The following is an 11324-nucleotide window of genomic DNA, read 5'->3' as shown; positions in this document are numbered from 1 at the left end:
GATCGAGATCACGATGGTGGTGAACGGCCAGCCCACGCAGGTCGAAGCCAATCCCAACCAGCCGCTTCACGTCATTCGTACCAAAGCCCTTGAGAACACGCAGAATGTCGCCCAACCAGCCGAGAATTGGGAATTGAAGGATGAGGCCGGCAACTTGCTCGACGTCGACAAGAAGCTTGGCGATTTCGGTTTCCCGAATACTGTGACCCTGTTCCTCAGCCTGAAGGCGGGCGTCGCAGGTGCCTAAACCCCAAAGTGTGGATCCGGAGGTCTCCCGAGCGAAGTTTGATCGGGAGATCGGCCGGTTCCGGCCATATGCTGATGTCTATCGGGCTCAGGGCTGCTTCTTGATCGAGGCGACCTTTCCGCGCGCTTTCTTCATTTTCGCAAGCCTCAAGTTAAAACCACGGGTGATCAGCGCAGCGAGCGAGGTCGACTTCACCGACTACGACTTAAGACCACCGTCCGTGGTCTTCGTCGATCCGTTTACGCGTCATCCGATTGCCCGGAAAGATCTATACCTGAAAATGCTTAGACGTCCGCCGCTGCCCGGAACGCCGCCGGAGATGATAGGAGCTCTCATCCAGCAGAACGCCGTGCCGCTGACGGACTTCATCCAGGCCAACAGTCCCGAGGACGAACCATTCCTGTGCATGGCGGGCGTCCGGGAATACCACGACAATCCAGCCCATTCAGGTGATCCATGGCTACTTCATCGGGGTTCTGGCGAAGGCTGTTTGGCCTTCATCCTGGACAAGATCATCAAGTACGGAATCATTCCTATAGAGCAGTTGCAGATTCAACTCCCACCGGCAATCGTAGGAATGGTGGTATCCCCTCAGGCGATACAAGAATGACTGGTTTGAGAGATGTAACGATCGTGACTCTCCCGCGCGGCTGCATCTCGACCACGCATGGGCATCTGCGCTCAGTTGGTCGCGAAGGCAATGAGGGGATGGCGCTCTGGGTCGGCGTTCAGCAAGACCGGCACTTTGCCGTAACAGAGACGGTTATCCCGGCGCAGCGTCACATTCGGACAAACGATGGCGTTTGCGTGATCGTTGCGGCCGAAGAACTGCACCGGCTCAATGTCTGGCTCTACAAAAGCGGCCTGAAACTCTTGGCCCAGATTCACAGCCATCCGGGCCGCGCCTACCATTCGACGACGGACGACGCTTATGCGGTTGCTACCACGGTTGGGTGTCTGTCGCTGGTAGTGCCGAATTTCGCCCGCGAGCCTTTCGATTTTGCTCGGGTCGCCGCCTATCGGCTTGACGAAAAGGCCAAATGGAATGCGCTCCCTCCCGCGGCACTGTCGCGAATGATCATGATATCGAGTTGAACAATGGCATTCGCTAACTTCATCGATCGTGCCGCCACGGCGGCATCTCAGGTCCTGGCCGATTTTCATCTGGGAGACTTCAAAGCAGCTCTTGAAAAGCAGGTCGTGGCAGTCGCCTTCGACCATCAGGCCGCTTCCTGCGCCGAAGGCCAGGCGACACTAGATCTTGCGGTGAGATTGCTCGCTAGGCTCTACCCGGTTCTGGCGATACTCCCGCTGGACAGCGCGGCGAGCTCTCAAGCCCAAGCGCTGGAGCGCTTGGCAAAGTCGATCAATCCAAAAGTCGGCATCCGGCGTTCCGGCAAGTCTGCCACCGTCTGCGTCGTTGCAGGGGTAACGCGCCCATCACTCCGGTGCCCGATCTTTTTCGTGGGATCGGACGGTTGGGCGGCAAAGCTGTCGCGTACGGACCCGGTGGGCTCTGGCCCAAGTCTGCTGCCTTTTGGAGCTGGCGCCGCCAGTTGCTTCGGCGCCGCCAACGTCTTTCGAACTATCTTCGCCGCCCAGTTGACCGGCGCCGAGTTGGACGAAACCATCGACCTCTCGCTATGCAGCTACGACAAGACCAAAGCCGGGGAGGCTGGCCCGATCGACTTCCCAGTCGACCTTGGCGAAACCCACCTCGTTGGGCTCGGTGCGATAGGCCATGGCTCGCTTTGGGCGCTAGCGAGACAACCCGATCTCAAGGGTCGTCTGCATGTAATCGATCACGAAGCGATCGAACTCTCAAACCTGCAGCGCTACGCATTGGCCGGCCAGGCGGAGATTGGTATGTCCAAGGCGGTTCTTGCAGCCACCGCCCTTAGATCGACTGGCCTTGAGGTCGAGGCGCACCCTCTGACGTGGGCAGAATATGTTGCGCGCCGGGGCAATTGGGTCTTAGACCAAGTGGGTGTGGCGCTTGACACCGCCGCCGACCGTCTGGCTGTCCAAGGTGCACTGCCGCGATGGATCGCAAACGCTTGGATGCAGGAGCACGATCTCGGTATCTCCCGGCATGGTTTCGATGACGGCCAGGCTTGCCTTTGTTGCATGTACCTGCCATCCGGAAAATCCAAGGACGAGCACCAGCTGATTGCCGAGGAACTCGGAATACCGGAAGCACACGAGCAGGTGAAAACGCTCCTGCAGACAAATGCCGGAGTTCCCAACGACTTTGTAGTTCGCGTGGCTACAGCGATGGCTGTGCCGTTTGAACCGCTAGCCCCGTTTGTCGGCCAGCCCCTGCGCTCCTTTTATCAGCAGGCTATCTGCGGCGGTCTGGTGTTCCAGCTTAGCGAAGGAAGTCGCCGCGTTCGAACTGTGGTTCCGATGGCCTTTCAGTCGGTGCTTGCCGGGATTATGCTTGCCGCGGATTTGGTCAAGCATAGTGCGGGGTTTCCCATGAGCCCGACGACGAGCACTCGGGTGAATCTTCTGCGCCCCCTTGGCTCTCACTTGCACGATCCGAAGGCCAAGGACTCCAGCGGCCGCTGCATCTGTAGCGACGACGATTTCATTGCCGCTTACAGGCGCAAATACGGAGCGCGTTGATCAGGTAAGCGATGTCTCGGCCGCCTAAGCAGACGCGCACCTCTCCGTAGACGCAGGGGGCGCGGCTTGTGGGCGTGACCATGGGCGCCATTATGACACGCTTGGCCCGCTCCTTTGCCGGCCTATCGTCCTCCGCGCATGATCCCGTGCCGACGTGATGATCCAGCACCAGCCGCCATGGCACCAGAGGCTGGTCAAACCTCCGTTGTTGGCCGGTTTGGACAGTGCTGCATCAGGTCTCGACCGACGTCTCGACAGTCAGGGCTGCTTCGACGGGTGTGAAGATGTCAACATCGACCCCAGGCGCCCGAATCGTCACAATCAGGGCGTACCGAGCCAGAGCGTCGACGCGTTCCAGGTAAGGCTTCTCCTTCCACCAGCCCCCGACCGGGAACACGCCGATCGCGTCACGCTCGGCGAGATCGGCGGCGCTGCCCGACCAGAAATCGGCGTGCAACGAGCCGCGATCGCGGAAGGTGCCGAGCAGCCACTCTTCTCCGCCTCCAGCAGGCGCCCCTTCCTCCTCGTCCCGAGCGGCCTGATTGATGCGGGCTCGGAATTCGTCGACTGTCTCGGTCGCTGACTTTACTCTGAACCGAAGACCATGGGACGCGTAACGATGCCGGCGGGTCCATCCGCGTTCACCGGGGTTGGGTTCGATGAAATAGGACAGCGTGACGCGGAGCTCGACCTGGGCAGCGCCGAGCGCCGCGAGCTGCTCCTTCGGCCAAGGCAGGCGATGCAGCTTCATGTCACGCGTTTTGGCAGCCGCGCCGCCCTCGCGCTGGAAAGGCTGAAGCTCATCTTCAACGATAAGCGTGAGGTCGTTCACCGTTGACAGAAGCGCGCGCCCAAGATCTGGCACGCCGTAACCATAGCGCCGCACGAGCGCCTGGATCTCGCCCTTCGCTCCGTTGCACGCATCGATGCGTGCGCGCATCGCCGGAGTCCATTCGGCCGAGTGGACGATCAGGGCGCGAACCGATTCAGGCCACAGCTCGGGGCGCGCTGATAGAATTAGTCCCGCCATCCGTGCGGCATGGGCCGTTGCCGCGCTCGTATCTCCGAGGGTGGTGAAGTGGCGCAGTTCGGGTCGACAGAAAGTGGTCAATATCTGCAGATCGTCGATCGGCTCGCCGGGCAACACACCGTCATGGGCGAGATTGCCGCCTTCGAAGACGACCTCGGGCTTCACCGGCCACTGCCTGTCCCAAACGACCGAAGTGCGACTGCGCGGCGAGAGCTCGCCGACCGGCGCGATCGGAGCGTAGCCCGAAAAGTCGGTGTCAATGATATCGACCTTTTCTGTGAAAGCGCCGACCGTCAGCGCATTCCAGGCCTGAGAAGGATCATCGACTGCTTCCAGATCGTTGCGCGTCAAATGCTCGGCCGGCATGAGGTCATCGCCGATGTTGCCGGCAGAGAGAACGATCAAGCGTCGCTGTTCCTCTTCGAAACAGAGTTGGTCGATAGCGGCAGACCACGATGTGGGCCTTCCACGCGCCGGACTGGCGCTTGTCACAGCCATTGCGATCGCGCGGCGGCGCTCCGGCGCCTGCACCTCGGCGCGGGCGATCGCTTCCGCGGTGATCGCGCCATAGAGTTCTGGATCGTTTGCCTCGTCTTCTGGCGGAAGGATACGAACACTCTCCAGCCGAAAGGGCAATGGAACTGGATCGCCTCCGACCAGGAGCGGGACCAGATCACCGTACAGGCCGACACCTGCCATTCGCGTCCCGTGGCCGCTCCACGCAGGTGTGTCGTCGCTGCCCCATGCCGGTTTGACGGTGTGCCAGTCTTAAACGGCAAGTGCGGGTTCGATCAACGGGTGGGTGCGACGCACGCCGCTGTCGAGAATGCAGACCGCAATATCGGATTGAGGCGGTCTGACGCGCCCGAGAAGCTCGTCGCTCCAGTCCCTTTGCTCCGCGCCGCCAAGGCCCAGGAAGAAGGACGGCGTATCCTTCGCGCGCCGCAGCTCGGCGACGACATCGCTGTGCGCAATCATGCGGTCGAGCATTGCCGTGCTGGCGAGGGCCAGCATGACCACCCGCTCCGGAAACCTAACCGCATGCGTGCGCAAAGTGATGTTCAGGGCTTCGGCAATGTGCTCGAAGTTCTCGCGGCGACCGTCGCGCAGCCAGACTTCCCACCACACCTGCTCGTCAGCGGCCTGGGGGAAGAGGTCGTCGTGGTCGGTAAACAACGATCGTGCAGTCGCCAGCCTGACTGTCTCCATGCGGGAGACGAGCGGCTCGTTGCGCGGTCTGCCGCGGTCAGTATCAACGTCTCGATACGCCTCGACTTTCCGCAAATAATAGGCTTGCGCGCTTTGCGGCAGGAACACCGACGCTGTGATGGGAGCACCGGGTTGAGTTGGCTCATGGACGGCGACCAGCTCCATGTGCTGGCGACGATCGGCCAACTGGTCGAGGGCCGCCCGTCCGGACATGGGCAGATCGATCGCGAGGTAAAAGCCAGGCGTGCCGACCGACAGCTGGGGGTCACGCGCCGCAATCTGCTGGCGTGCACTTTCGACCGCTTGTTCGATGGATTGCGTCAAGGCCGCAGCATGCGACGCCCGATCACGCGCCGGCAGCGGCGGTGCATGTATAAGTTGGTTGGGCCGCCGATAGGCTTCCCGAATGCCGTTGTTGCGAAGGTGGATATGGGCGCGGTCGCGCGGAAAATCGTCTGCCATTATGATCTGTGCTGTCGCTACTCAAACAGCGACGCCTGCCGGCGTTCCTTCAGAGCGTCGATGAGCGCTTCCGAGGTGATCCGCTTCCCCCCCCGCAATATGATGGTTTTTGCAGCGTCGTCGGCCGCGCGCGTGATCTCGGCCTGCGACAGTCTCTCTGCCTGAGAGATCGCCTCGTTCCAGGCAAGCCCTCTGGTGTCGAAGCGGTCGAGTCGAGCCCGAAGCAGCGCCTCTATAATCGGCCGATCGGGCACGGCGTATTCGATGACATCGTCGAAACGGCGGAACAAAGCTCTGTCGAGCAGCTCGGGATGATTTGTTGCCGCAATAATCAGGCTGTGGCTGTCGTCTTGCTCGAGAAACTGCAGAAACGAATTCAGCACGCGCCGAATCTCGCCAACATCCTGGCGTTCGCCTCGACGCGCGCCGATGGCATCGAATTCGTCAAAGAAGTAGACGCCCCGCGTCGCCTGCATTGCATCAAAAACAAGCCGCAGCTTTCCGGCAGTCTCTCCCATGAACTTGGTGATCAAACCATCGAGGACGATCGTGAAAAGGGGCAGATGAAGCTCCCCGGCCAATGCCGATGCGGTCATCGTCTTGCCTGATCCTGGCGGGCCGACCAGAAGCAGTTTGCGACGGGGAACAAGCCCGTGCTCGCGCAAGCTTGCTTGTTGGCGCTGCTCTCCCAGCACGCGGTGCAGGCGCGAGCGCAGACTGTCCGGCAAAATCATGTCGGTCAGTCGCAGGTCCGGATAGCGCACATGCAGGAGCCCTGCGAGCTCGCCCTTTGGCTGAAAAAGGGGAACCGGCCGACTGCTCTTGACAATCCGGGCGTCCCTGCTCTTGGCTGCGTCGACCAGATCCTTGAGCTCCTGAGCAAGCTTACCATGGCCTTGACGTGCCTCATGCGCAGCAAGCTGCATCGCGATAGAGAGGAAACGATCCTCGTCGCCGGCAATGTGGCTTTTAAGCAGCGTCACGATATGGCGGGCCGTGGTCATGGCTCTCTTCTGGGGTATCCGTTTACTTGGCGAAGCGCATGCAACCTAAACGCTTTCAACGGCGATTTGTATCGCGCAATGGTGTTTTTTCTCTTGTCGATGTTCGCCCGTGGCAACTTCAGCGGTGAACTGTTGCGCCGCGGTCATAGGCCAGCCGGAATAACGCCGGCCAGCAGACAACAGTCCGCATCTTCGAGCGCTCGAAGTCTGGCCACTCACGCAGCGTGTCGGGTCCGAACGCTCCAAAGCCGCCCCGCCTGGCAGGTCCATGCGACCGATTGCGGGCGTGCGGCCATAAGGTCTACGCGGGCTCGCATGGCTGCCCGCGCCGCTGGCTAAAAAGCTGTACACCATCTCACGAAACACCAGGTCCGCTCCTTTGCCGGCCGACGGTCCATGAAATCCCCTCCCCACTTACGACACCGGAGACCTCCTTGCCCACATGGCGCTCAAGCACCGGCCGCCATGGCACCAGCGTGAACTCGCGCGACTTTTCAACGACGGCATATTTTCCGCTGGCAAGCTCGACGGAGCGGCGGAGCGTACCCTCTACTCGTCCTCCGGATCGCGCTTCGGCATAGGGCAGGCCAAGTTCCTCCGACAGTTGGCCAGCAACACGGTTCAGTTCTCGCTGGCGCAGGATCGAAAGCATGTTGGCTCGATAGACGATCCCATCCTGTTCTTTATGCGCGAGGCCTTGCGCGATCAGCCACTGCCGCCGGCGAGCTTGCGCCTCTCTCACGTCGCGGCCGAAGCCGGATCCGTGCAAAGGCTCGGGTCTATCGGCAACCAGCTCCCGGTCGAGCCAGGTGGCGCCGTTGAAGCTGACCTGTCGCTCCAGCGCCATTGAGGAGAGCTTGTCGGCAACGACAGGCTCGGCCCTGGCCCGCTGGCCCTCATAATTCGCGACGCGATCGAGATGGTCCGGCGCGATGAGCCAGGTGCCGTTCGGCTCTCGCTCGACGCCGCCGGTCGCGCGGCGGATCGCCTCCAGCCGCCGCACATGCGTTCGCGCAAAGCTCTCGGTGGCGGATGGGTCATGCTTCAGGTGCATATCGACGTCGTAACGGCCGCCATGCGCGGCGGCGATTTCGGCGATGGTACGATCGACCTGCCTCGGCTCGGTGTTCCTTGGCGCGACACGCACGATGCAGCCATTAGGCATCGTTTCCATCGCCTCGCCTCTACCGATGTTGATCCAATGGCTCTTACCGTCGACGGCGTCGACGATCATGTAATGGCGGTCATTGATCTCGTCGGCCAGTCCACGCGCGACAACGCGACCGACGAGAGACTGGACGGGCTCGCCGGATCGATCGTGGATCACCCAGTCGGCGGCCCTGCGGGCAAGCCCCTTGCCGGTCAGTTCGCGGTGCATGGTCTTGATGATGTCGCCGCGTTCGCCGGTGCGGCGCAGCGTGGCTTCGAGCTCATCGTCGAGGCGCCAGGAGCCAGCGCCGACCTCCGCGGCCAGACCCATCCGCTCGAGCTTGCGCAGCCGTCCCTGGTGCAGCGTCTGGCGAATGGCGTCGGGACCGCCCGGCGAGACCAGGCCGTCATCATCACGCATGCTGAGCAGCCGACGGTCGATGCTGGTGAAGCGTTCCTGCTCCATTTCCCGGCGCAGGCGAAGCTCAATCTCGCGGTCGGTTCGCGGACCGAGATCGAGGCTGACCAGCTCGGCCGCCCGCTCGCGGATGCCAGATGAGATATATTCGCGCGCGATGACCAGGTTCTCGCCACGGTCGTCCCTGCCACGGACGATGATGTGGCTGTGCGGGTGGCCGGTGTTGAAATGATCGACCGCGACCCAGTCGAGCTTCGTGCCGAGGTCTTCCTGCATCTGCGCCATGAGCCGCCGCGTCAGCGCCTTGAGGTCGTCGTACTCGATGCCGTCTTCGGCAGCGACGATGAAGCGGAACTGATGGCGGTCGCCGTCCGCGCGATCGATGAACGCCTTGCCGTCGACGCGGCCGCTGTCGGCGCCGTAGAGCTCGCCAGGTTCACCTTCGCGGGTGACCCCGTCGCGCTGAAGATAGCGTAGATGGGCACGCGCCCCGTCCGCGCCCTTGCCGGCGAGCTTGACGACCCGCGCCTTGACGATCACCCGGCGCTGGCGGAAGGCGGCATACCGGTCGCGCGATTTCAGCAGTGCGGCGGCCGCCCCGCCGCGCCCTGTCCGGCTTCCTGTGAAGCGACCACCGCGTTGCGGCCGGCCGCCAGCCCGGTTGATCGCCGCACGAACCTGGCCGGCATAGCGTTTGCCGGCCTTCGAGCCGCGCGACCCGATTTTGCCGAGCTTCGGCCTGAACTCGTCATCCTTAATGCGAGCCTCCCAGACATATCAAGCAAAATCAGACACTTACACGTCAAACCCTCTTGGCACCGGCGGCAGCCTCCCGGAAAAACGATGTGCAGACAAAGATTTAACCGCCTCCTGGAGGCGGTACCTTTATCTTGCCTTCCGCGCCCAGCCCCGCCAGACGCGCCCCCGTCCGCCATGGCTAACGCACCGGCTCCTTCGGCTGCGCGCCGTCCTTGCCGAGCGGCACGAAGAGATCGCCGTTTCGCACGCCTGAGTGAACACCGTCATGAATGAAGAACAGCGACCGTCCGAGAGGAGCGATTTGCGCCTTTGGAGCGACAGATTGGCTTTCGAACGCCTCGATGTCGGCCGCCGAAACTCCGGCCGCCTTGAGTTGGTCGAGGTACTCGACGGTCTCTTCTGGCAGCGGTTTGCCACGCTTCAAATGCTCGTCGTAGCGCTCGGGACCGGCATTGTAGGCGCCAAACAGGCCAGGAAATCCGAAGCGGTCATACATGGCACTGAGATAGGCCGTGCCGGCCAGGATATTGTCGCGCGGATCGTGGGGGTTAGGCCCAAGGCCGTGTTCGACCCGCATCTCTTCATAGGTGCCGGGCATCACCTGCATGAGGCCCATGGCGCCAGCGGGGGAGGTGATGGGGCGGCCGCCGCGCATTGTCTTGCCGCCGCTTTCGGCAGCCATGACGGCATAGATCCAGGCTTGGGGAATATGGAAGCGCCGGCTTGCTTCCGATACCAACGTCTGCCACTTTCGCAGCTGCGGACTTTGGGAGATGGCGACCGGCTCAGCGCCGGTCGAGGCGGAACAGGCGCATGGCGCAATGGCGATCATGCCCAACAAGAGGAGGGTCACTCGGTCCATAGTGGTACGAGCCTCCCGATGACATTTTGAGTGGGAACAGGCCCGAAATAGCGGCTGTCGAAGGAGCGGTTTTTGTCGCTGCCGAGCAGGAAAACCTCGTTATCCCCGAGCGCTCGGCAGCCGTTCCACCATGGCAAAGGTCGGCCTTCGGCGTCGATTTTGAGCCGGCGCGCGACGATGTCGCCGCCGATGATGATGGCGTCATTGAAGGCGCAGACATTATCGTCCGGCAGCGCTGCAAGACGTTTTGCCAGCGGCACATTGCGAGGCAGATAGCTGCGCTCGGCGGCGAGATACGCCGCGTATTCAGGCGGGCGCACGAGCACGAGATCGCCACGCGCCAGCGCTCCCGCAGCGATGCGGTAAAGGCCGATCGGCGCGCTGGCCGAGGCGTTCCAGACCAGCCAAGGGGCGGGCTTTCCCAGCGCCGTGAAGCCCAAAAGACCGAGACCGGCCGCGGCCAAGGCGACCGTCTTACGGGCTCGAACACGCCTCAGGCGGCTGCCGATCAGATGGATGGAAGGGCGCCGCCTCATGAACGGCCTCCCGTGCCGCCCTGGCCGGAACCGGCCTTGCCATCGCCGGCGATGGAGTGCTGCGGGTGTCCTTTCGACCAATGGTCGAGTTCGTCGATGTGATAGCGGACATAGCGGCCGTGCTTGCGGAATTTCGGGCCGCCGCCCTTGAGCCGCATCTTTTCGAGCGTGCGCTGGGAGAGCCCGATATAGAAGGCGGCTTGGGCTGTGCTGAGAAACGGGCTGCCCTTTTTCGCGCGGGCCGCGCGTTCGTTTTCGTCGTCCATGATGATCCTCGTTTCGCTTCGGACAAGCGAGGGCGAGGATGGGCGAGGGAGATCGTCTCGGGGACGGGCGAAGAGTCGGGGGAGAGTTTTCGCCGCCCTTTAGGGCGGACGGGGTTTGGGTGGAACTCCTGGGAATGAGCCCCGCGCCGGGGCTGCGGCGCGAGGCTCTTATCTCGGCCGGTCAGTCGGCCGGGTTCCAGATGATGGCGTAGGTGTCGTGATCGTCCTGGCCGGCGGCTCGGCCGAGATTGGCGTAGAGCTTGCGCGGTCCGAACTCCGGCGCTGCAATCGACAGGCTCACATAATCCTTGCCGGAAGTCTCGCCGGTGCGGATCCAGCCAGCGCCGACTTCGACCCCTTGCGTAAGCACCCGGAAGTCGGGATGGTTATCGGCGCTCTTGGCCTGGTTGGGGACGATATCGATGTCGGCGCGGACGCTGAGCGTCTTGAACTGGCCCTTGTAGGCGCCGTTTTCCTGCTTGTTGACGTAACCGATCGCGGTCATTTCGAAGTCTCCTTTTGTGGTTTCGCCGGGGACCATCCCCTGCGATGGCGCACCGTAATGGGCGCGTCAGGACCGCCTGAATCCGACAGGGCCGCAGCGACAGTGAAGGACCCGAGCGGGCAGCTTTTTTGTGAGCGAAGCGGCGCGAGGAAGCCGCCGCAGGCGGCGGGGAAAAAAGCTGATGGCGCGAGGGTTTCGGGCGGCCGGACCCGCCCATAGGTCGACAAGCCAGCCGCAGGGATGGTCCTT

General features: G+C 62.5%; 10 protein-coding genes and 1 pseudogene. 4 read left to right on the top strand and 7 right to left on the bottom strand.

Translation table 11 applies throughout. The features are described 5' to 3' along the window. Window position 1: 1 nt before the first annotated feature. From EOA27_RS07195 to EOA27_RS07180, 4 genes are read left to right on the top strand one after another with little or no spacing between them, the layout of a single operon-like run. On the top strand, window positions 2-247 hold the full coding sequence (locus EOA27_RS07195; RefSeq protein ID WP_245491043.1) for a DUF2604 domain-containing protein: 246 nt from the start codon (window positions 2-4) through the stop codon (window positions 245-247). After that, window positions 240-857: a putative metal-binding protein gene (locus EOA27_RS07190; protein ID WP_126057778.1), complete on the top strand. Its 618-nt coding sequence runs from the start codon at window positions 240-242 to the stop codon at window positions 855-857. Before EOA27_RS07195 ends, EOA27_RS07190 begins: the two co-directional genes overlap by 8 nt. Continuing rightward, window positions 854-1342: a Mov34/MPN/PAD-1 family protein gene (locus EOA27_RS07185; protein WP_126057777.1), complete on the top strand. Its 489-nt coding sequence runs from the start codon at window positions 854-856 to the stop codon at window positions 1340-1342. The genes EOA27_RS07190 and EOA27_RS07185 overlap by 4 nt, the downstream gene beginning before the upstream one ends. 3 nt (window positions 1343-1345) lie before the next feature. After that, window positions 1346-2875 (top strand): E2 ligase fold family C protein, encoded by a 1530-nt coding sequence (locus tag EOA27_RS07180; RefSeq protein WP_126057776.1) that lies wholly within the window; start codon window positions 1346-1348, stop codon window positions 2873-2875. Between the two features lie 232 nt (window positions 2876-3107). On the opposite strand, the pseudogene EOA27_RS07175 reads toward EOA27_RS07180, so the two are convergent. The 7 genes and pseudogenes from EOA27_RS07175 to EOA27_RS07145 form a co-directional block, all read right to left on the bottom strand. Next, window positions 3108-5576 (bottom strand): annotated as a pseudogene (locus EOA27_RS07175) (S8 family peptidase). Between the two features lie 17 nt (window positions 5577-5593). After that, complete coding sequence (locus EOA27_RS07170) at window positions 5594-6580, bottom strand: ATP-binding protein (RefSeq protein WP_126057775.1); 987 nt, start codon at window positions 6578-6580, stop codon at window positions 5594-5596. Between the two features lie 355 nt (window positions 6581-6935). Next, window positions 6936-8906, bottom strand: a complete 1971-nt coding sequence (gene rlxS / locus EOA27_RS07165) for a relaxase/mobilization nuclease RlxS (RefSeq protein WP_024505648.1) — start codon at window positions 8904-8906, stop codon at window positions 6936-6938. A 178-nt stretch (window positions 8907-9084) separates the two neighbouring features. Then, window positions 9085-9768, bottom strand: coding sequence for a lytic transglycosylase domain-containing protein (locus EOA27_RS07160; RefSeq protein WP_024505647.1), 684 nt, complete (start codon window positions 9766-9768; stop codon window positions 9085-9087). Next, on the bottom strand, window positions 9756-10304 hold the full coding sequence (locus EOA27_RS07155; RefSeq protein ID WP_024505646.1) for a S26 family signal peptidase: 549 nt from the start codon (window positions 10302-10304) through the stop codon (window positions 9756-9758). Before EOA27_RS07155 ends, EOA27_RS07160 begins: the two co-directional genes overlap by 13 nt. Further along, window positions 10301-10570, bottom strand: coding sequence for a helix-turn-helix domain-containing protein (locus tag EOA27_RS07150; protein ID WP_024505645.1), 270 nt, complete (start codon window positions 10568-10570; stop codon window positions 10301-10303). Before EOA27_RS07150 ends, EOA27_RS07155 begins: the two co-directional genes overlap by 4 nt. A 181-nt stretch (window positions 10571-10751) precedes the next feature. Continuing rightward, window positions 10752-11075 (bottom strand): DUF736 domain-containing protein, encoded by a 324-nt coding sequence (locus tag EOA27_RS07145; protein WP_024505644.1) that lies wholly within the window; start codon window positions 11073-11075, stop codon window positions 10752-10754. Between the last annotated feature and the right edge of the window lie 249 nt (window positions 11076-11324).

The organism is Mesorhizobium sp. M2A.F.Ca.ET.037.01.1.1 (assembly GCF_003998075.1).
In the GTDB taxonomy this organism is placed as follows: domain Bacteria; phylum Pseudomonadota; class Alphaproteobacteria; order Rhizobiales; family Rhizobiaceae; genus Mesorhizobium.
Note: the sequence above shows the minus strand (reverse complement) of the source record. Positions and strands in the feature narration are given on the sequence as shown.

Bases quoted from the DNA above. Each gene is read 5' to 3' on its own strand.
- EOA27_RS07185 (WP_126057777.1), top strand. From the start codon at position 854: ATGACTGGTTTGAGAGATGTAACGATCGTGACTCTCCCGCGCGGCTGC.
- EOA27_RS07180 (WP_126057776.1), top strand. From the start codon at position 1,346: ATGGCATTCGCTAACTTCATCGATCGTGCCGCCACGGCGGCATCTCAG.
- EOA27_RS07170 (WP_126057775.1), bottom strand. From the start codon at position 6,580: ATGACCACGGCCCGCCATATCGTGACGCTGCTTAAAAGCCACATTGCC.
- EOA27_RS07160 (WP_024505647.1), bottom strand. From the start codon at position 9,768: ATGGACCGAGTGACCCTCCTCTTGTTGGGCATGATCGCCATTGCGCCA.
- EOA27_RS07155 (WP_024505646.1), bottom strand. From the start codon at position 10,304: ATGAGGCGGCGCCCTTCCATCCATCTGATCGGCAGCCGCCTGAGGCGT.
- EOA27_RS07150 (WP_024505645.1), bottom strand. From the start codon at position 10,570: ATGGACGACGAAAACGAACGCGCGGCCCGCGCGAAAAAGGGCAGCCCG.
- EOA27_RS07145 (WP_024505644.1), bottom strand. From the start codon at position 11,075: ATGACCGCGATCGGTTACGTCAACAAGCAGGAAAACGGCGCCTACAAG.